Annotated in this window: 15 protein-coding genes and 1 pseudogene; 2 read left to right on the top strand and 14 right to left on the bottom strand. The window is 60.4% G+C overall.

All coding sequences use genetic code 11. The annotated features are described in order from the left end of the window. Positions 1 to 61: 61 nt before the first annotated feature. Together ACQKPC_RS15290 and ACQKPC_RS15295 are read left to right on the top strand one after the other, a co-directional pair. Positions 62 to 1,120: pseudogene (locus ACQKPC_RS15290) on the top strand (methyl-accepting chemotaxis protein); the annotation flags it as partial. A 144-nt stretch (positions 1,121 to 1,264) separates the two neighbouring features. Further along, on the top strand, positions 1,265 to 1,978 hold the full coding sequence (locus ACQKPC_RS15295; RefSeq protein WP_427625445.1) for a methyl-accepting chemotaxis protein: 714 nt from the start codon (positions 1,265 to 1,267) through the stop codon (positions 1,976 to 1,978). A gap of 143 nt (positions 1,979 to 2,121) precedes the next feature. On the opposite strand, the gene mdoH is transcribed toward ACQKPC_RS15295, so the two are convergent. The 14 genes from mdoH to ACQKPC_RS15365 form a co-directional block, all read right to left on the bottom strand. Then, the gene (mdoH, locus tag ACQKPC_RS15300; protein WP_427625379.1) at positions 2,122 to 4,692 is read right to left on the bottom strand and encodes a glucans biosynthesis glucosyltransferase MdoH; all 2,571 of its coding nucleotides are present in this window, start codon (positions 4,690 to 4,692) and stop codon (positions 2,122 to 2,124) included. Further along, entirely contained in the window at positions 4,685 to 6,490 is a 1,806-nt protein-coding gene (locus tag ACQKPC_RS15305; RefSeq protein WP_427625380.1) for a glucan biosynthesis protein G, read from the bottom strand. The genes mdoH and ACQKPC_RS15305 overlap by 8 nt, the downstream gene beginning before the upstream one ends. Before the next feature lie 321 nt (positions 6,491 to 6,811). Continuing rightward, positions 6,812 to 7,249 carry a D-aminoacyl-tRNA deacylase gene (gene dtd, locus ACQKPC_RS15310; protein WP_427625381.1) on the bottom strand — a complete coding sequence of 146 codons (438 nt, stop codon included), beginning with the start codon at positions 7,247 to 7,249 and terminating at the stop codon, positions 6,812 to 6,814. Then, entirely contained in the window at positions 7,246 to 8,217 is a 972-nt protein-coding gene (gene pip, locus ACQKPC_RS15315) for a prolyl aminopeptidase (protein ID WP_427625382.1), read from the bottom strand. Before pip ends, dtd begins: the two co-directional genes overlap by 4 nt. A gap of 105 nt (positions 8,218 to 8,322) precedes the next feature. Further along, positions 8,323 to 9,252 (bottom strand): alpha/beta hydrolase, encoded by a 930-nt coding sequence (locus tag ACQKPC_RS15320; protein WP_427625384.1) that lies wholly within the window; start codon positions 9,250 to 9,252, stop codon positions 8,323 to 8,325. A 207-nt stretch (positions 9,253 to 9,459) separates the two neighbouring features. Further along, positions 9,460 to 10,407, bottom strand: a complete 948-nt coding sequence (locus ACQKPC_RS15325; protein WP_427625446.1) for a choline ABC transporter substrate-binding protein — start codon at positions 10,405 to 10,407, stop codon at positions 9,460 to 9,462. A gap of 249 nt (positions 10,408 to 10,656) precedes the next feature. After that, positions 10,657 to 11,457, bottom strand: a complete 801-nt coding sequence (hutG, locus tag ACQKPC_RS15330; RefSeq protein ID WP_427625385.1) for an N-formylglutamate deformylase — start codon at positions 11,455 to 11,457, stop codon at positions 10,657 to 10,659. Between the two features lie 10 nt (positions 11,458 to 11,467). Continuing rightward, positions 11,468 to 12,673, bottom strand: coding sequence for an imidazolonepropionase (gene hutI / locus ACQKPC_RS15335; protein WP_427625386.1), 1,206 nt, complete (start codon positions 12,671 to 12,673; stop codon positions 11,468 to 11,470). 16 nt (positions 12,674 to 12,689) lie between these two features. Then, positions 12,690 to 14,099: an amino acid permease gene (locus ACQKPC_RS15340; protein WP_427625388.1), complete on the bottom strand. Its 1,410-nt coding sequence runs from the start codon at positions 14,097 to 14,099 to the stop codon at positions 12,690 to 12,692. A gap of 151 nt (positions 14,100 to 14,250) precedes the next feature. Further along, positions 14,251 to 15,789: a histidine ammonia-lyase gene (hutH, locus tag ACQKPC_RS15345; protein ID WP_085985196.1), complete on the bottom strand. Its 1,539-nt coding sequence runs from the start codon at positions 15,787 to 15,789 to the stop codon at positions 14,251 to 14,253. A 114-nt stretch (positions 15,790 to 15,903) separates the two neighbouring features. Continuing rightward, a complete protein-coding gene (gene hutH / locus ACQKPC_RS15350) occupies positions 15,904 to 17,427 on the bottom strand; it encodes a histidine ammonia-lyase (protein WP_427625389.1) in 1,524 nt (507 codons plus the stop codon). A gap of 158 nt (positions 17,428 to 17,585) precedes the next feature. Beyond that, a complete protein-coding gene (locus tag ACQKPC_RS15355) occupies positions 17,586 to 18,416 on the bottom strand; it encodes a quaternary amine ABC transporter ATP-binding protein (RefSeq protein ID WP_008005095.1) in 831 nt (276 codons plus the stop codon). Beyond that, the gene (locus ACQKPC_RS15360; protein ID WP_007907826.1) at positions 18,413 to 19,264 is read right to left on the bottom strand and encodes an ABC transporter permease; all 852 of its coding nucleotides are present in this window, start codon (positions 19,262 to 19,264) and stop codon (positions 18,413 to 18,415) included. The genes ACQKPC_RS15355 and ACQKPC_RS15360 overlap by 4 nt, the downstream gene beginning before the upstream one ends. A 71-nt stretch (positions 19,265 to 19,335) precedes the next feature. Then, entirely contained in the window at positions 19,336 to 20,304 is a 969-nt protein-coding gene (locus tag ACQKPC_RS15365) for an ABC transporter substrate-binding protein (RefSeq protein ID WP_123500000.1), read from the bottom strand. Positions 20,305 to 20,343: the final 39 nt, after the last annotated feature.

The following is a 20,343-nucleotide window of genomic DNA, read 5'->3' on the forward strand; positions in this document are numbered from 1 at the left end:
CCCTGCCAGCCGGCCGATACAGTCTCCATAAAACCAATTAATGGTCCGAGGGAGTAGCAGCATGTACCGATGGCTGGCCGAGAAACTGGGAAATGTAAGCGTCAATCGCAAACTGGGTGTCGGCTTCGGTCTGGTGCTGCTTCTGACCTTGTTGATCACCTTTACCGGCTGGACCGGCCTGAGCGGTGTGATCAGCCGTGGCGATACGCTAGGGTTTATTTCCAGCCTCAATGAGTTGACCAAAGACCTGCGTCTCGCCCGTCTGGATTACGACATGCGCCGTGGCGAACAAGGCCCGGGCGCCGTCAACGAGCTGATCGGTCAACTCGATACCGGCCTGAAAACCGCCCGTACGCTGGTCGAACAGCCTGCCGACCTGGCAATGGTCGATCAACAGCTTGCCGCCGTCAGCGAGTACAAACGCGCCTTCGCTGATATGACTCAGGCTACCGCCACCCGCGAAGATGCTCGCAGCAAACTGGGCGCCACCGCCGATAACGCCGTGGCCCGAGTCTCTGAAGTCGAAAAAACCCTGCTGCAAGGCGACAGCGTCGCCCAGTTCAACAGCGTGATCGACCTGAGCAAACTGATCCAGCAAGCGCGTTTCCAGGTACGCGGCTACACCTACAGCGGCAAGCCCGAAGCCGAGCAGCCAGCGCTAGACGCCATCGGCAACGCCCTGAAAAACCTCGAAAGCCTGCCGTCTCAACTGCCGGAACAACACATCGCCAACCTGCAACAAGCGACCGACTCGCTCAAAGCCTATCGCGCGGCTGTCAGCCAGTTCCGCGACTCCCAAGTCGCCAGCGCTGCAGCCTTCAAGCGTATGAGCGCGCAAGGCGACATTCTGTTCGACACCAGCAAAAAGCTCACTGCCTCGCAAACTGTCGTACGTGACACCGACACAGCGCATGCCAAGAACATGCTGCTGTTGGCTACTGTCCTCGCGTCGGCCTTTGGCTTGTTCGCAGCCTGGGCCATCACTCGCCAGATCGTCATTCCCCTGAGCCAGACCCTCAAAGTGGCCGAGCGTGTCGCCGCGGGCGACCTGACTCACAACCTGATTTCCGAACGTCAGGACGAACTGGGTCAGCTACAGCGCGCCATGCAAAGCATGACCCTGGGCCTGCGAGAACTGATCGGTGGCATCAGCGATGGCGTGACCCAAATCGCCAGCGCCGCTGAAGAGCTGTCCGCCGTCACCGAACAAACCAGCGCCGGGGTCAACAGCCAGAAGGTCGAGACCGATCAGGTGGCCACCGCCATGCACGAAATGACCGCCACTGTGCAGGAAGTCGCGCGCAACGCCGAGGAAGCGTCCGAAGCTGCCGTGGCCGCCGACCAACAAGCCCGCGAAGGTGACAGAGTGGTCGGCGAAGCCATCGCCCAGATCGAGCGCCTGGCCGTCGAAGTCGGCAACTCCACCGCCGCCATGGGCGATCTGAAACGCGAAAGCGACAAGATCGGCAGCGTGCTCGATGTGATCAAGTCCGTGGCCCAGCAAACCAACCTGCTGGCGCTCAACGCCGCCATCGAAGCCGCCCGCGCCGGTGAAGCCGGGCGCGGTTTTGCGGTGGTCGCTGACGAAGTCCGCAGCCTGGCCCAGCGCACACAGAAGTCCACCGAAGAAATCGAAGAGCTGATCGTCGGTCTGCAAACTGGCACTCAGCAGGTCGCGACCATCATGGACAACAGCCGCAGCCTGACTGACAGCAGTGTCGAACTGACCCGCCGCGCCGGTGGCTCGCTGGAAAGCATCACCCGCACCGTATCGGCGATCCAGTCAATGAACCAGCAGATCGCCGCCGCTGCCGAGCAACAGAGCGCGGTGGCTGAAGAGATCAACCGCAGCGTGCTGAACGTGCGTGATGTGTCCGAGCAGACCTCGGCAGCCAGTGAAGAGACCGCGGCCTCCAGCGTCGAGCTGGCGCGGCTGGGGACGCATTTGCAGATGCTGGTGGGGCGGTTCAAGGTTTGAGCTGATGCGGGTATCCCGGCTCGCTTGAAACCGGGGTGATGCAATCGCGGGCAAGCCCGCTCCCACAGGATCCGCGCCGAACACAAAGTTGTGCTCAGTCAGATCATCAGCCCAAAAAAAACCCCGCTTTCGCGGGGTTTTCGTTATGCCGGCTGAGGCTGAACACTCACAGGCTTGAGCGGCAACAGCGGCGCATGGGGATCGGCATCCACCGATGTGCGCCAGGCTTGCAGCCACTCGGCATGGCCTTCGTTCCAGACTTGCTCATGCAAGCGACCCAGCGCCACCGGATCACTCAGCAGGGCCACGCGCTCGTCGTTGGTCAGCCCGGCAGGCCCGACCTTCATCGCATGGCGAACCCGCTCGATGCGCAACCATTCGATCGGCTCGGCCTGACGGTGACGAGACGTCGCCAGCGCACACGCCAAAGCGTTCTGCTGAGGATCGACCACTGACCGGACAAAGCCGTCGTTCAGTGCATGCCAACGGTTTTCGTGGGTGTACTGATCGGTCGCCAGCAATTCCTGTGGCGGGGCATATTCCTCAGGAATCAGGAACAGGCTTTCGTCACGGGACTTCAGGCCCAGGCCGACGCGACTGGAGATCACCGATACCGGGATCGACAACATCAGCGAACCGACGATCGGCACCAGCCACCACAAGAAGCTCGGGTTCAGCCAGATCACCAACAGGGCCCAGAAGAAGCCCAGCAAGGTTTGCGGGCCGTGGCGCTTGACCGCTTCGCTCCACGGCGTGGAGTCGTCGTCACGTTGCGGCGAGTTCCAGGTCGCGGCCCAGCCGAGGAACGCGGCGAGTACGAAACGGGTGTGGAAGATCATCCGCACCGGCGCCAGCAGCATGGAAAACAACATCTCCAGCAGCATCGACAGCGTCACCTTGAACTTGCCACCAAACTCTTTCGCGCCCTTGGCCCAGATCAGGATGATGCTCAACAACTTCGGCAGGAACAGCAGCACGATGGTCGTCGAGAACAGCGCAATTGCCTTGTCCGGCTGCCATTGTGGCCACAGTGGATAGAGCTGACGCGGTTCCAGGAAGTACTGCGGCTCCATCAACGTGTTGACCGCCAGCAAGGCCGTCGACAACACCAGGAACAAGAACCACAACGGCGCAGACAGGTACGACATCACGCCGGTCAGGAACACCGCACGGTGCACCGGGTGCATGCCTTTTACCAGGAACAGCCGGAAGTTCATCAGGTTACCGTGGCACCAGCGACGGTCACGCTTGAGTTCGTCCAGCAGGTTCGGCGGCAGTTCTTCGTAGCTGCCCGGCAAGTCGTAGGCAATCCACACGCCCCAGCCGGCACGGCGCATCAGCGCAGCTTCGACGAAGTCGTGGGACAGAATCGCACCGGCAAACGCGCCTTTACCGGGCAACGGCGCCAGGGCGCAGTGCTCGATGAACGGCTTCATGCGGATGATCGCGTTGTGACCCCAATAGTGGGATTCGCCCAACTGCCAGAAGTGCAGACCGGCGGTGAACAACGGACCGTACACACGCGTGGCGAACTGCTGCATACGCGCATAAAGGGTGTCCATGCCCGACGCACGCGGCGCGGTCTGGATGATCCCGGCGTCCGGCGTGGCCTCCATCAGGCGCACCAGACTGCTCAGGCATTCGCCGCTCATCACGCTGTCGGCGTCGAGTACGACCATGTACTTGTAGTCACCACCCCAACGACGGCAGAAGTCGTCGAGGTTGCCGCTTTTACGTTTTACGCGGCGACGGCGGCGGCGATAGAAGATCTTGCCGAAGCCTTTGCCTTCACGGCAAACGTCCAGCCAGGCCTGCTGCTCGGCAACGCAGATATCGGCGTCGTTACTGTCGCTGAGTACGAAAAAGTCGAAGCGATCCAGGTTACCCGAGGCCGCAACCGATTCGAAGGTCGCCCGCAAACCGGCGAACACCCGCGGCACGTCTTCGTTGCAGATCGGCATCACCAGTGCAGTGCGTGCGTCCTTCGCGATCGGCTCGTTGCCGGCGCTGGCGCCGGAAATGCGGTACTTGTCACGGCCGGTGATCAGCTCGAGGAAGCCCATCAGCGCAGTCCAGAAACCGGCCGAGACCCAGCAGAACAGAATCCCGAACATAATCAGAATGCTGGTTTGCAAGGCATATGGCAGCACTTGCGTGGCGGTTTGGGTCAGAGGTTGATGCAGGACTTCTTCAAGATCGACGAACGACCAGCCCTGGTACGGCATGATGCCTTTCATGTACCAGCCGGCGACGATCGTCTGACCGAGCATCAGCACCAGAAGAATGTAGCGTCGGATCGAACCGACGGTGCGCCAGCGAGCCGCCGGCAGCACGTTCTCATCTTTCGGCGGTGCAGGCGGATTGGTGCGACCGGTCAGCCGACGCCAGCCACGCACCAGAATGTTGGTGCGCCACGGCTCGGGCACGACTTTGGTCCGACGGATCGGTGGGGTTGCCTTCAGGCAAACCCGACCACTGGCGTCGAGCACCAGCATTTCCGCATCCGCCAGTTCTTCGGCGGAGTTCAGGGTCAGGCGCCGGCCAACCGAGGCTTGAGCAGCCTCGGTCGGCGCGTCGAACGTCGAGGACGACAGACGTTCGTGCAGTTCACTGAAAGACTTGCAGCCCGCGAGTTCCGCGCGCTGCTCGTCGCTCATCGGCAAATGCGCCAGATACTCGGCAAGCGATTGTGGCTGTACTTGTGAATTACTCATCGGCGGGCAACTGATAGCTCCAGGTCTCGGTCAGGACTTGTTCAGTCGGTGCCGATTCCGTTGTGGCTGGGGCCGCTTGAGCAGCGACAGGCTGCTTGGCGTCTTTGTTGTCCTTGTCCTTGGTATCCTTGACTTGCAGGGCTTGTGATTCAGCCTGCTTGGCTTCCTTGTCCTTCTTCTCTTGCTGGCGGGCGGCGATCTTGTCTGCCTTGGCAACGGAAGAACTGGACGCTGGCGCCGCGGTCTTGAGCGCCTCGGCAGGCGTGATGTTCTTGACCAGCGCAGCGCGCATTTCGGTGGCCTTGCCCGGATCCTTGATCTTCATCCGCAAAGTCAGGCGCCAGCCCTTGGTTTCAGGGTTGTAACGGACGCTGTTCTCAACCAGTTCTGCGTTGTCGCCAACGCTCACCTGGCTGCGCACTTCAGCATCTTCCGGCAGGACTTGCAGGGAAGGGCCTTCGAAATCCACCAGATAGGCCACGCTGCCGTCCGGCTGACGAATCAGGTTCGACTGCTTGACGTCACCCGTGGAACGCAGGGTCTGTTGAACCCAGGCGCTGTCCGGCGAATGCAGGGAGGCTTCGTCGATGGTCCAGTGCATGCGGTAGGCAACGTCCAGGGACTGGCCAGGTTCAGGCAGTTTTTCCGGACTCCAGAAAGCGACGATATTGTCGTTGGTTTCGTCGGCCGTAGGAATCTCTACCAGATCGACGGAGCCTTTGCCCCAATCGCCTTTCGGTTCGATCCAGGCACTTGGGCGCTTGTCGTAGCGGTCATCGAGGTCTTCGTAGTGACTGAAGTCACGGCCACGTTGCAGCAAGCCAAAACCGCGCGGGTTCTCGATCGAGAAGTTGCTCACCGCCAGGTGTTTCGGATTGTTCAGTGGGCGCCAGATCCATTCGCCGTTGCCGGCATGGATCGACAGGCCGCTGGAATCGTGCAGCTCGCGACGGTAGTTCAGCACTTTCGACGGCTGGTTGGCGCCGAACAGGAACATGCTGGTCAACGGCGCAACGCCGAGCTTGGTGACTTTGTCACGCAGGAACATCTTGGCCTTGACGTCGACGACCGTGTCGCTGCCTGGACGTACGGTCAGGCGATAGGCACCGGTGGCACGCGGTGAATCCAGCAGGGCAAAGATCACCAGGTGCTTGTCGCCCGGTTTGGGCTGTTGAATCCAGAACTCGGTGAAGCGCGGGAACTCTTCGCCGGATGGCAACGCGGTATCAATGGCCATGCCGCGAGCGGAGAGCCCGTAGGTTTGCCCCTTGCCGATGACGCGGAAGTAGCTCGCGCCAAGCATGGTCATGATTTCGTCTTGCTTGTCGGCCTTGTTGATCGGGTACAGCACACGGAAACCGGCATAGCCCAGCTGTTCGGTGGCTTTAGGATCGAACTTCACGTCGCCGAAATCGAAACGACTTGGGTCGTATTTGATCTCTTCGACGGTGTTGGCCGTGATTTCGTTGATTTTCACCGGCGTATCGAAGTGCATGCCCTGGTGATAGAACGACAGCTTGAAGGGGGTTTTCTGGTTCGCCCATTCGGCTTTTTCCGTGAGGAACCGGATTTTTTGATAGTCCGCGAATTTCATCTCGCGAAATTCATTCGGCAGGTTACTGCGCGGGGCTTCGTACTTTTGCCCGGCCAGCTCTTTTGCCTTGACCGATACGTCATCCAGATTGAATGCCCAAAGTTGACCGGCGCTGAACAGGCAGAGCAGTGCAGAGCCTGCTACCAGAGCGCTTCGAAACCGTTTGGCAGACAATTTTGGTGCATTACAGGGACTAACAATCACGAGCAACCCTCGCCGAAAACAGATCAAAAAACCAACGGCCAGTTAAAGTGCCAGCACGGTGTGCGGTGGAAAAAAACCGACCCTGCGAACGACTCTTGCCAAGTTGGCGAGCATTGTTCCGACTCCTATGGGGCAAAATGATTCCCCAACAGGTCTCGGACAAGTCTCTACCTAAGTCAAAACGGACCAACGAACGCTGATCCCCGTAGCGCGCGATTATCTAGCAGGCCGCGTTACAACGCATCAGGTGGAACCAAGTATTTATAGGGAAAAGCCTCTGTTTTCAGTCGAAATGCCCTTAAAAAGATGTTTTAAGCGCTTTCACGTCTGTAACAGGAAGGTTACCGGGCCATCATTGACCAGATGCACCTGCATATCCGCGCCGAATCTACCTGATGCCACAGTGCCATGCATCTGTTTCGCTTTACCTGTTAGATAGTCGAACAGCTCCTCACCCAAACCTGGAGGAGCCGCAGTCGAAAAACTTGGGCGCAACCCGTTTTTGGTGTCGGCGGCCAAGGTGAACTGCGAGACCAGCAGCAACCCGCCGCCTACGTCCGCCAGGGACAGATTCATCTTGCCCTCGGCGTCACTGAATACTCGATAGTTAAGCAGTTTATGCAGAAGTTTGTCGGCGCTGGCCCGCGTATCGTCGGGCTCGACCGCCACCAGCACCAGCAACCCCTGATCTATCGCGCCAACCACCTCTCCCGCAACCTCGACTCGCGCGCCACGCACGCGTTGTAGCAGGCTCTTCATGCTTCGTCAGGCGACAAGTCGAGCATACGACGGGCCATCAGATCAGCGGCGCGTACCAAAGCATCGGTGATACCCGATTCGGACGCCGCATGGCCGGCGTCGCGAATCACCTGCAATTCGCTGTTCGGCCAGGCCTGATGCAGTTCCCAGGCGTTGTCCAACGGACAGATCACGTCGTAACGACCATGGACGATGACGCCGGGCAGGTGGGCAATCTTGTCCATGTCACGAATCAGTTGGTTCGGCTCGAGGAAAGCATTGTTGGTGAAGTAGTGGCACTCGATACGGGCAATGGACAACGCACGCTGAGGCTCGGAGAAGCGGTCGACCACCAGCGGATTCGGCCGCAGGGTCGCGGTGCGGCCTTCCCACATGGACCAGGCCTTGGCCGCGTGCATCTGGGCGATCTGATCGTTGCCGACCAGGCGTTTGTGGAACGCCGACAGTAAGTCATGGCGTTCGTCCTGCGGGATCGGCGCGATGTAGTCCTGCCAGTAATCGGGAAACAAACGACTGGCGCCACACTGGTAGAACCACTCGATTTCCTGGGGACGGCAGAGAAAAATCCCGCGCAGAATCAAACCGTGCACGCGTTCCGGGTGGGTTTGTGCGTAGGCCAGGGCCAGGGTCGAACCCCAGGAGCCGCCGAACAGCACCCATTTGTCGATGCCCAGGTGCTTGCGAATCCGCTCCAGGTCGGCGACCAGATCCCAGGTGGTATTGTTTTCCAGGCTGGCGTGGGGCGTGGAGCGACCGCAACCACGCTGGTCGAAGGTGACAATGCGATACAGGTTCGGATCAAAATACCGGCGGCTCTGGGCATCACACCCGGCGCCGGGGCCGCCGTGGATGAACACCACCGGCAAACCTTCCGGCGAACCGCTTTCGTCGACATACAGCGTGTGGGTTTTATCGACGGCCAGATCGTGCCGGGCGTGGGGTTTGATCTGCGGGTACAAAGTCTGCATTGCGCGCTCCGTAAGGGGTCGAGGTCATCCCTGGGGGGACTTCTATTATTCTGCCGTCCGGCATCATAAACCCGAATTACGTCAATGAGCATGCCCCTTGCAGCGTCAGAGTTTGTCAGCCGTCGTCTCAGCCAAATAGCCGAGCAGGGTTTCATAGAGCCGGTCGACCTCGGCGACCTGCCCCCGCGCCCGCAAACAGCCGTGAACCAGTCCTTCCCCGTAATAAAGCGTTGCGCCCACGCCAGCTGCGTTGAGTCGCTCGGCGTAAAGCACGCCGTCATCGCGCAGCGGGTCGAACTGCGCCACGGCGATCAACGCCGGTGGCAGACCGCTGAAATCGTCGGCGAGCAAGGGCATCGCATAGGCACCCGGTTGTCGACTACCGCCCAAATACAACGCGTGATAACAATCCAGGTCGCTGCTGCTGAGCAATGGCGCATCGGTGCACTCGCTGCGCGACGGCAATCGGTGATCGCCGCCCAGTCCCGGATAGATCAGAACTTGCGCGCACGGCATAGGCTCGCCGGCATCGCGTAAAGCGAGGCACAACGCGGCGGCAAGGTTGCCGCCAGCGCTGTCGCCCACCACCAGGGTGCGTGCAGGGTCGAGCCGAAACGGTCCTGTAAGCAGCGCGCGCCAGACACCCAGGCAGTCATCGAACGCCGCTGGAAACGGATGCTCCGGCGCCAACCGATAATCGACGGCGATCACCAGCACGCCGAGCACCGACGCCAGTTCGGCACAGATGAAGGCGTGGGAGTCCAGATCCCCCACCACCCAACCACCGCCGTGCAAGTACACAATGCACGGCCAACCGTTGGTCGGCGGCGTGACCGGTGGTTGCCAGGAGCGTACGGCTACGCCTGCCAATTGAAAGTCGACCACCTCAAGCCCCGCAGGATGCGGCGGGGAAAACGCCCGACACATCTCGCTGTAGGCCTGACGCAAACCGGGGAGGCTGCTGTCGGTGCTGTTGAAGCTGAGGGTTTTCTCGACAAAAGCCGCCATCTGTTCAGAGAGTGGATAAAAAGCCATGAGCCTGCAGCCAGTCAGTCAACGGTTGGGGATTGGAACTCAGTTCTGTGGCGAGGGAGCTTGCTCCCGCTGGGCTGCGTAGCAGCCCCCAAACCACTCAACCCAGTTTTATCAGATACGCCCGACCAGCCGGGTTTACGACGGCTGCGCCGCCGAACGGGAGCAAGCTCCCTCGCCACAGACAGCGTACTTTCCGAAAAATGGTGATCAGTTCTTCAAACTGGCCTGAACGGTTGCCACACCCTCCTTGCCATCAAAACTGCTGACACCTGCCAGCCAACGCTGAAGATCTTCGGGATGATCACGCAGCCACTGTTTGGCAACATCCTGCGGCGTCTTGCGCTCCATGATTGGCACCATCAACTGGCTTTCCTGAGCGGCGGTGAAGGTCAGGTTTGCCAGCAAGCGGTTCACGTTCGGGCAGCGCTCGGCATAGTCCGGCGCAGTCACGGTGGAAACGGTCGCCGCTCCCTCGTTCGGACCGTAGACGTCTTCGCTGCCGGTCAGGTAGGTGACATTCATGTTGATGTTCATCGGATGCGGGGTCCAGCCGACGAACACCACAAACTCCTTGCGATTGACCGCCCGCTGAACGGCGGCAAGCATGCCGGCCTCACCGGACTCGATCAGTTTGAAATCCTTCAAGCCAAATTGATTGGTCTCGATCATGGTTTTGATCGTGGTGTTCGCGCCGCTACCCGGCTCGATGCCGTAGATCTTGCCGCCGAGCCGGTCTTTGAATTTCGCGATATCACTGAAGGTTTTCAAGCCTGCCGCGGCAACGTAGTCAGGAACAGCAAGCGTCGCCTGAGCGTCGGCCAGGCTCGGTTTGTCCATGACCTTCACTTGATTGGCAGCCACGAACGGGGCGATGTTTTTATCCATCGCCGGCTTCCAGTAACCGAGGAAGATATCGAGGCGTTTGTCGCGGATGCCGGCGAAGATGATCTGCTGCACGGCGCTGGTTTGCTTGCTTTCGTAGCCAAGGCCGTTGAGCAATACGTCAGCCATGCCGCTGGTGGCGATCACGTCGGTCCAGTTGACCACGCCCATGCGTACGGTCTTGCAGGATGGCTCGTCACTGGCCAGAACGCTGGTGCTCAGAAAAGCCGTGCCGCAGAGGATTGAGAGACAGCGGGTGAACAAACCTTTGATGCTTGTCATAGGGAGCTTTCTCGGGCGGCAGATTATTGTCAGGGGCCGGTGTCTTCGTGCACCGTGCCCAGAACATTACGCAGCGTCGAGAGGCTGAAAGCGAACTGTAGCGACCGAGATTTGCACGGTGGCGACAGTTCCGATGATCGTTCCCCCGCTCCGCGTGGGAATGCAGCCAGTGACGCTCCGCGTCACTGGACGCGGAGCGTCCCTTGAGGCATTCCCACGCAGGAGCGTGGGAACGATCAGTTACCGGTAGTGTTTCTCGCCCCACGCCAGCAACCCTTGCAGCAATTCCCTGAGCACCACTTGCGTCGGCGCCGCCAGGTCCGGGCGATAACGGAATGGCTCGAACTCTTCCATGTACGTGCACTGGCCCAACTCAAGTTGCACGGCATGGATGTTCTCGGCCGGGTTACCGTAGTGCCGGGTGATGTGCCCGCCCTTGAAGCGACCGTTCAGCACATGGCTGTAATCGCCGTGCCGTGCGCAGATGGCTTCCAGTTGGCTGGCCAATTGTGGATCGCAACTGGCGCCATTGAAGGTGCCGAGGTTGAAGTCCGGCAACTTGCCATCGAACAGGTGCGGGATGATCGAGCGGATCGAGTGTGCATCGAACAGCAGCGCGTAGCCGAATTCGGCTTTCAGTCGCGCCAGCTCTTCCTGCAAGGTGCGGTGGTACGGCGTCCAGATTTGCTCCAGATAAGTCGCCCGCTCGGCAGCCGATGGTTCCAGCCCTTCGCGGAACAACGGAATACCGTCGAACAGTGTCGCCGGGTACAGACCGGTGGTGGCGCCGACATATAAAGGCTTGTCATCGGACGGTCGGTTCAGGTCGATGACAAACCGCGAGTACTCGGCGGCCAGCGTGCTGGCGCCCAGCTCGGCGGCGAATTCGTACAGCCTGGGGATGTGCCAGTCGGTGTCCGGCAGGCTTTTCGCGTCGGGAATCAACCCGGCTTCAACCGCCGGGGTCAGGCGCAGGCCGGCGTGGGGCATGCTGATCAGCAGCGGCACGCGGCCTTGTTTGAAGTTCAGAACCTTATCCACAACTGCTCTCCTAAACGCTTGTTTCGACGCCGTGACGCACGACGCGTTTTTCCAGGTCGCCGCCCAGCCAGTACGACAGGTCGGCTGGTCGATCAATCTGCCAGGCGACGAAGTCTGCGACTTTGCCGGCTTCCAGCGAACCATGAGTCTCGGCCATGCCCAGCGCGGTGGCGGCATGAATCGTTGCGCCAGCCAGGGCCTCTTCCGGGGTCATGCGCAAACAGGTGCAGGCCATGTTCAGCATCAAGCGCAGGGACAACGCCGGCGAAGTGCCCGGGTTGAGGTCGCTGGCGATGGCGATTTTGACGCCGTGTTTGCGCAGGGCTTCCATCGGCGGCAATTGGGTTTCCCGCAGGAAGTAGAACGCGCCGGGCAGCAATACCGCGACGGTGCCCGATTTGGTCATGGCAATGGCGTCATCTTCGGTCATGAACTCCAGATGATCGGCGGACAGGGCGTGATAACGCGCCGCCAGGCTCGAACCGTGCAGCGACGACAATTGCTCGGCATGCAGCTTCACCGGCAAACCGAGCTTCTGCGCGGCGACGAAAACCCGTTCGACCTGTTCCGGCGAAAACCCAAGGTATTCACAGAAAGCATCCACTGCATCCACCAGCCCTTCGGCAGCCAGGGCCGGGAGCATTTCAGTGCAGATGTGATCGATGTAAGCATCGGCGCGGTCTGTGTATTCCGGCGGCAAGGCATGGGCCGCCAGGCAGGTGCTGCGCACGCTGACTGGCAGCTCGGCGCCGAGACGACGAACGACCCGAAGCATCTTGCGCTCGTTGGTCAGGTCCAGGCCATAACCGGACTTGATTTCAATGCTGGTGACGCCATCGCGCATCAGGCTTTTCAGACGCTTGGCGGCGCTGGCGAACAACTCGTCTTCGCTGGCAGCCCGGGTGGCGCGCACGGTGCTGGCGATACCGCCGCCGGCCGCTGCAATTTCCGCGTAGCTGACGCCTTGCAGACGCTGCTCGAACTCGCCGCTGCGGTTACCGCCGAACACCGTATGGGTGTGGCAGTCGATCAGGCCCGGTGTCACCCAAGCCCCGTTCAGGTCATTGACCGCCGGGTATTCGCCCGGCGGCAGTTCGCCGCGCGGACCAATCCACTCAATGTGCGCACCGGACGTCACGATGGCCGCATCCTCGATGATCGAGTAGGCGCCTTGCGCCATGGTTGCGACGTGGCAGTGTTGCCAGAGCGTTTTCATCCTGGCCTCCGTTAGGTTATCGATGAGAAAAATCAGGGTCCCGCGCCACCAATGCGGCCTGGCCTGCCGCCGGTTTCACCCAAGTCAGGTAGGCCAGCACCAGCAACACGATCCAGACCACGCCGACGATCAGCGCTGCCTGGGTGTCCGGGAAGTAGCCCAGCACGCCGAAAATGAACAGCATGAAGGCAATCGCCGCCATTGGCGCGTAGGGCCAGAACGGCACCGGGAACTTCAGTTGTGCGACCTGCTCGGCGCTCATGGAGCGACGCATCGCCACCTGGGTGAACAGAATCATCAGCCAGACCCACACCGTGGCAAAGGTCGCAACGGAGGCAATTAACAGAAAGACGTTTTCCGGAATCAGGTAGTTCAGCACCACGCCCAGCAGCAGCGCGCTGCTCATCACCACCACTGTCAGCCACGGCACACCATTGCGCGACAAGCGGGCAAAGCCTTTGGGGGCGTGCCCTTGCTGAGCCAGGCCATACATCATGCGACCCGCGCCGAAGATGTCACTGTTGATGGCCGACACCGCCGCCGAGATCACCACGATATTGAGGATGGTCGCCGCCGAGCTGATACCCAGGTTGTCGAAAATCTGCACGAACGGGCTGCCTTGGCTGCCGATCTGCTGCCACGGAAAGATCGACATCAGCACCAGCATCGTCAGCACGTAGAACAACAAAATACGCAACGGTACGGCATTGATCGCCCGGGGCAGCACGCGCTGTGGGTCTTTGGCCTCACCGGCCGTTACGCCGATGATTTCAATGCCGCCAAACGCAAACATCACCACGGCGAACGAAGCGATCAGGCCACCCACGCCGTTGGGCATGAAGCCCCCATGGTTCCAGAGATTGCTGATGTCGGTCGCCTGGGCACCGGGGGCCGTGCTGATGCCGAACAGCATGATGCCGAAGCCACCGAGGATCATCGCGACGATGGCCGCGACCTTGAGCAGCGACAGCCAGAACTCCATTTCGCCAAAGACTTTGACGTTACACAGGTTCAAGCCGCCGACCACCGAAACGATGCCCAGGACCCAGATCCAGCGATCGACTTCCGGAAACCAGAAGCCCATGTAGATACCGAACGCGGTGACGTCGGCCATACCGACGATGACCATTTCAAATGCGTAGGTCCAACCGAGGATGAAGCCCGCCATCGGCCCTAGATAGGTGCTGGCGTACTGGCCGAATGAGCCGGCCACCGGGTTGTGCACCGCCATCTCGCCGAGGGCGCGCATGACCATGAACACCGCCGCGCCACCGATTAGGTAAGCGAGCAGGACCGCAGGACCGGCCATTTGAATGGCCGAGGCAGAACCGTAGAACAGCCCGGTGCCGATAGCCGACCCCAGCGCCATGAAGCGAATATGTCGGGCAGAGAGCCCGCGTTTCAAACCCTTTGCTGGCTGTTGCATTTCTCGTCCTTAATTATTTTTGTTGGCGACATGATCGTTCCCACGCTCTGCGTGGGAATGCAGCCCCGTGACGCTCTGCGTCACTGGACGCGGAGCGTCCCAAGAGGCATTCCCACGCCGAGCGTGGGAACGATCATCAGAGAAGGAGTCGTTACAGACTAGGCAACAACTTCGCCGAAACCAGCTCGTTCAAGCAACGAGTCGCCAGAAGCTCGCTAGCAGCATTGATGTCCGGCGCAAAGAATCGATCCTTTTCATAGAACGGCACTTCGGCACGCAGAATGGCACGAGCCTTTTCCAGTTTCGTCGAAGTCTTCAGACCTTCACGCAGGTCGAGGCCCTGAGCCGCCGCCAGCCACTCCACTGCCAGAACACCACGCGTGTTTTCCGCCATTTCCCACAGACGCTTGCCGGCAGCCGGGGCCATCGACACATGGTCTTCCTGGTTGGCGGAAGTCGGCAGACTGTCGACCGAGTGCGGATGAGACAGTGCCTTGTTCTCGCTGGCCAATGCCGCCGCGGTCACCTGGGCGATCATGAAGCCGGAGTTCACGCCGCCATTGGCCACCAGGAACGGCGGCAGTTGCGACATGTGCTTGTCCATCATCAGCGAGATGCGGCGTTCGCTCAGGGAACCGATTTCAGCGATGGCCAGGGCCATGTTGTCGGCGGCCATGGCCACCGGTTCGGCGTGGAAGTTACCACCGGAGATCACATCGCCTTCAGCGGCGAACACCAACGGGTTGTCGGAAACGGCGTTGGCTTCGATGGCTAACACTTCGGCAGCCTGGCGGAACTGGGTCAGGCAGGCGCCCATGACTTGCGGCTGGCAGCGCAGGGAGTACGGGTCCTGGACCTTTTCGCAGTTCTGGTGCGAGTCGGACACTTCACTGCGCTCACCCAGCAGATCGCGGTAAGCGGCAGCGGCGTCGATCTGGCCTTTCTGACCGCGAGCCGCATGAATGCGGGCGTCGAATGGCGAGCGCGAGCCCAATACCGCTTCAACCGTCATACCACCAATGGCCAGGGCGCCGGCGAACAGGTCTTCGCCTTCGAACAGACCGCGCAATGCATAAGCGGTGGACACCTGAGTACCGTTGAGCAGCGCCAGACCTTCTTTCGCGGCCAGGGTCAGCGGTGTCAGACCTGCGACTTTCAGCGCTTCGGTGGCTTCCATCCATTCGCCTTTGTAGCGCGCCTTGCCTTCACCCAGCAGCACCAGCGACATGTGCGCCAATGGCGCCAAGTCGCCGGAGGCACCGACTGAACCTTTCAATGGAATGTGCGGGTAAACCTCGGCATTGATCAGGGCGATCAGTGCGTCGATCACGACGCGACGAATACCGGAGAAGCCACGGCTCAGGCTGTTGACCTTGAGCACCATGACCAAGCGAACCAGTGCGTCGCTGATCGGCTCGCCGACACCGGCGGCGTGGGACAGCACCAGCGAGCGCTGCAGGTTTTCCAGGTCTTCGCTGGCGATGCGGGTCGAGGCCAGCAGGCCGAAACCGGTGTTGATGCCATAAGCGGTGCGGTTCTCGGCGAGGATCTGTTCCACGCAGGCAACGCTGGCTTCGATCTGGGCCGAGGCACTGTTGTCGAGGGTGATTTTGACCGGTTGCTGATAAACATCACGCAGTTGGGCAAGGCTCAGTTGGCCGGGAATCAAATTAAGCGCAGTCACATTCATTCTCCTTTTGAGAGTTTTTTATTAACTAACCAGACGCTCCGGAGATGTCCGTTGTCCGTCGCTTCCCGACTTGTTGAGAGGGGCTGGCGCCTTGGCACGCTGGTGTTGTGGATTTCAGTTCAGGTTCGGTAAAGCCTTGTGCAACAAAATCGGGTCTTTCAAAACACTGGCAGCGGCAGCAATGTCCGGTGCCAGCCAGCGGTCCTGGTCGTAGGCCGGGACTCGTTCACGCAACAGGCGCCAGGCGGCATCGGTGCCTGCGCCGAAGCGTTGTTCCTTGAGAAATTCAAACGCCTGAGCCGCCAGCAAGTACTCGATGGCGAGGATCTGCGTGCAGTTTTCCAACGCGCGATGCAGCTTCAGCGCCGCATTGGTGCCCATGCTCAAGTGGTCTTCCTGCAAGCCCGAGGTGACATAGTTGTCGAGCACCGCCGGTTGCGCCAGTTGACGATTTTCCGCACACAGGGACGCGGCAACGTACTGGACGATCATCATCCCGGAATTCACCCCGGGATTGGCCACCAGAAACGCCGGCAGACCGCTGACGTGCGGGTTGATCAAGCGGTCCAGCCGACGCTCGGCGATGGAGCCGATTTCGGCCATGGCGATCGCCAGCAAATCCGCCGCCAATGCCACTGACTGACCGTGCGGGTTGGCTTGGGACACCACCCGGAAGTTGTCCGGCGTGCCCAGCAGCATCGGGTTGTCGGTGACAGAGTTGAGTTCGGTTTCAATCTGCTTTTTCGCGTGTTCAAGTTGATCGCGAGCGGCGCCGTGGACTTGCGGGATCGAACGGATGCTCAACGCATCTTGAGTGCGAATGCCCTTGCTGCTGGCAATCACTTCACTGCCATCGAGCAGCGCCCGCAGGTTGATGCCGACTTGCTGCATGCCCGGGTGAGGCTTGAGCGCGATGATCTCGGCATCGAACGCGGCAATCTGGCCACGCTGAGCTTCGAAGCTCATGGCACCGATCACATCGGCCCACTGCACCAGACGCGTCGCATCGGCAATTGCCAGGCAGCTGAGACCGGTCATGCATGGCGTGCCGTTGACCAGGCACAAACCATCTTTGGCGCCGAGCTGAACCGGTTGCAGACCTTCCTCACTCAAGGCCTGTTGCGCGGTAACGATCTGCCCGCGATAGCTGACATTGCCAACACCCAGCAGCGTGATTCCAATGTGGGCCATGTGGGTCAGGTAGCCCACCGAGCCCTGGGATGGCACTTGCGGGGTGATGCCGCGATTGAGCAGTGCCAACAAGGCTTCGACCACCCGGCGATGAATGCCGGATTTGCCATGGCTATAGTTGCGAATAGCGGCGCAGATGATTGCGCGGGTCTGTTCGTCGGCCAATGGCGCGCCGACGCCACAGGCGTGACTGAGCAAGGTGTTGCGCGACAGTTGGCTGAGTTGTTCGCCTTTGAGCGAGACGTTGCACAAGGCGCCCAGGCCGGTGTTGACGCCGTAGGCACGCTCGCCGCTGGCGACGATGCGCTGGACGATCGCCTGGGCGTTCTCGATCCGCGCCCAGATCTGGGGCGACAGCTCGAGCTGCGCGCCGTGACGAGCGACTGCGACCACATCCTGCCAGCGCAACGGAGCGTCAGCGATAACGATTTTTTCAGCCTGGGACATCTGGAGCCTCATACAAAATTCTGTTGATCAATGAAACCCTGTGGCGAGGGGGCTTGCCCCCGTTCGAGCGCGAAGCGGTCGCAGTTTTTTGGGTCTGCTGCGCAGCCCAACGGGGGCAAGCCCCCTCGCCACAATAGATTTCACCACCCGCAAATCTCTCAAACCACCGCAGCCCGCCGCTGTACGAACCGGTCCACATACTCATCCGCCGGCGAATGCAGGATTTCTCGTGGCGTGCCGACCTGAATCAGCCGGCCATCCTTGAGGATCGCGATGCGGTTGCCGATGCGCACGGCCTCGTCGAGGTCGTGGGTGATGAAGACGATGGTCTTGTGCAGGGTCTTTTGCAGCTCCAGCAACTGGTCCTGCATCTCCGCGCGGATCAGCGGGTCGAGGGCGCTGAAGGCTTCATCCATCAAGATGATGTCGGTGTCCGCCGCCAAGGCGCGAGCCAGGCCCACACGCTGACGCATGCCGCCAGAAAGCTGATGCGGGTATTTGTTTTCGTAGCCCTTCAGGCCCACGGTGTTGATCCAGTGCAACGCACGCTCGGCACACATCTGCTTGCTCTCGCCACGCACTTTCAAGCCATAGGCGACGTTATCCAGCACGGTCTTGTGCGGCAGCAGGCCGAAGCTCTGGAACACCATGCTGATCTTGTGCCGACGAAATTCGCGCAGGGCTTCCATGTCGTATTGCAGGATGTCCACGCCGTCCACCAGGATCGCGCCGCTGGTAGGGTCGATCAGGCGATTGAAGTGGCGCACCAGGGTCGACTTGCCGGAACCCGACAGGCCCATGATCACGAAGATCTCGCCAGTGCCAATGCTCAGCGACAGGTCATTCACGCCGACCACGCAGCCGGTTTCGGCCAACACCTGGTCTTTGGTCTTGCCCTGGCCAATCATGCCCAGCGCATCCTTGGAACGGTTGCCGAAAATCTTGAAGACGTTTTTGACTTCAATCTTGCTGATGGCTTCGTTGCTCATTTGCTCACCTCATGCCGTGGCCGACCATACGCCTGAGTAATGCGGTCGATGACCACTGCCAGAATCACGATCGCCAGACCGGCTTCAAGGCCACGTCCGACGTTGAGGGTCTGAATCCCCACCAACACATCTTCACCCAAGCCACGGGCACCGATCATCGAGGCGATTACCACCATCGACAGGGCCATCATGGTGGTCTGGTTGATCCCGGCCATGATGCTCGGCAGGGCCAGCGGCAGTTGCACGCCAAACAGTTGCTGCCAGCGATTGGCGCCGAAAGCGTTGATCGCTTCCATCACTTCACCGTCGACCTGACGAATACCCAGATCAGTCAGGCGGATCAGCGGCGGCGCGGCGTAGATCACCGTGGCGAAAATCGCCGGGACCTTGCCCAGGCCGAACAGCATCAGCACCGGGATCAGGTACACGAAACTCGGCATGGTCTGCATGATGTCCAGCAGCGGCATCAGCACCGAACGCAGGCGATTGCTGCGCGCCGAGAGAATACCCAGCGGAATGCCGATCAGCACCGAGATGACCGTCGCTACCATCATCAGCGCCAGGGTCTGCATCAGCTTGTCCCAGAGGCCGACCGCACCCACCAGGAACAGCAGACCGACGATGACCGACGTGGTCACGACTTTGCGGGTCGCGTGCCAGGCAACGCCCGCCACGATCGCCAGCATCAGCCACCAGGGCGCCGCACGCAGCAGCCCTTCGAGATTGACGATGGCCCACAACAGGGTGTCGGAGATGCTGCGGAACACATCGCCGTAGTTGGTGACCAGCGTATCGACCCAACTGTTGACCCAGTCGGCGATGGAAAAGGTAAAGCTTTCGGGAAACATAAAAAGACTCTCAATCAAGGGGTTGCGATCAAGCATCCGACTGCCGTTGCCGACAGTCGGAGACACTCGACCTACAAGGCCGCGTCGATCTTTTTGGCTGCGTCTTCGCTCACCCACGCGTGCCAGACTTCAGGATGTTCCTTCAGGAAGATCTTGGCCAGTTTTGGCGATTCGATCCGCTCTTTGGCCATGCGCCCGAGGTTCTGATTCAGCAGGTCGATCGGCAGGTTGACCTTTTCCAGCACGGCCACCAGTTCCGGGGCTTGCTCGTGGAAGGTCTTGGACAGGCCGACCTTGATGGTCACGCTCTTGTCCACGCCTGGCTTCTCTTCGAGTTTGACCAGGTCGACCTGGCCCATCAGCGGGGTTGGCGACCAGTAGTAGAAAAGGATCGGTTCGCCACGCTTGTAGCTCGACAGCACCGCCGCATCCAGCGCCGGGCCAGTGCCTGGGCGGAAGTTGGTGTAGGTGCTTTCCAGACCATAGCTTTTGAGCATTTCGCTGTTGTCCAGCTCACAGGTCCAGCCGGCCGGGCAGTTGTAGAAACGGCCCTTGGATGGCTCTTCCTGATCCTTGAACACGGCAGCGTATTTGCCCAGATCGGCGATCGCTTTCAGGTCCGGGGCTTTTGGCTCCAGCTTGCGCTTGGCATCGCCTTCGATCACGTAACGCGGCACGTACCAGCCTTCGATCGCGCCAACGACCGGAGCGCCGACACCGATAACCTTGCCGGCCTTCTCGGCCTTGTTCCAGACTTCGCTACGACCGACCCACTCTTCGGCAAACACTTGAATGTCGTTGCTGCTCAGGGCGTTTTCCATGGTGATGGAGTTGCCCGGCAGGCTGTCGGTCTTGCAGTCGTAACCTTTCTCCAACACGATTTGCATCACGTCGGTCAGCAGCATGCCGCTTTCCCAGTTCAGGCCGGCGAATTTCACCGGTTTGCCCGATTCGCACCAGCCAGCCGCCTGAGTGGCGCCGGCACTGGCCAACAGGCCCATGGAAAGCAATGTGGTCAGCAGGGTCTTGTTCGATTTCATTGTTTGACGCTCCTAATCATGAGTTGGCTTACGGCAGTC

Origin of the sequence: Pseudomonas sp. NPDC089918 (assembly GCF_050280605.1) — a bacterium.
Classification (GTDB): Bacteria; Pseudomonadota; Gammaproteobacteria; order Pseudomonadales; family Pseudomonadaceae; genus Aquipseudomonas.

Bases quoted from the DNA above. Each gene is read 5' to 3' on its own strand.
- ACQKPC_RS15295 (WP_427625445.1), top strand. From the start codon at position 1,265: ATGCACGAAATGACCGCCACTGTGCAGGAAGTCGCGCGCAACGCCGAG.
- mdoH (WP_427625379.1), bottom strand. From the start codon at position 4,692: ATGAGTAATTCACAAGTACAGCCACAATCGCTTGCCGAGTATCTGGCG.
- dtd (WP_427625381.1), bottom strand. From the start codon at position 7,249: ATGAAGAGCCTGCTACAACGCGTGCGTGGCGCGCGAGTCGAGGTTGCG.
- pip (WP_427625382.1), bottom strand. From the start codon at position 8,217: ATGCAGACTTTGTACCCGCAGATCAAACCCCACGCCCGGCACGATCTG.
- ACQKPC_RS15320 (WP_427625384.1), bottom strand. From the start codon at position 9,252: ATGGCTTTTTATCCACTCTCTGAACAGATGGCGGCTTTTGTCGAGAAA.
- hutI (WP_427625386.1), bottom strand. From the start codon at position 12,673: ATGAAAACGCTCTGGCAACACTGCCACGTCGCAACCATGGCGCAAGGC.
- ACQKPC_RS15340 (WP_427625388.1), bottom strand. From the start codon at position 14,099: ATGCAACAGCCAGCAAAGGGTTTGAAACGCGGGCTCTCTGCCCGACAT.
- hutH (WP_085985196.1), bottom strand. From the start codon at position 15,789: ATGAATGTGACTGCGCTTAATTTGATTCCCGGCCAACTGAGCCTTGCC.
- hutH (WP_427625389.1), bottom strand. From the start codon at position 17,427: ATGTCCCAGGCTGAAAAAATCGTTATCGCTGACGCTCCGTTGCGCTGG.
- ACQKPC_RS15355 (WP_008005095.1), bottom strand. From the start codon at position 18,416: ATGAGCAACGAAGCCATCAGCAAGATTGAAGTCAAAAACGTCTTCAAG.
- ACQKPC_RS15360 (WP_007907826.1), bottom strand. From the start codon at position 19,264: ATGTTTCCCGAAAGCTTTACCTTTTCCATCGCCGACTGGGTCAACAGT.
- ACQKPC_RS15365 (WP_123500000.1), bottom strand. From the start codon at position 20,304: ATGAAATCGAACAAGACCCTGCTGACCACATTGCTTTCCATGGGCCTG.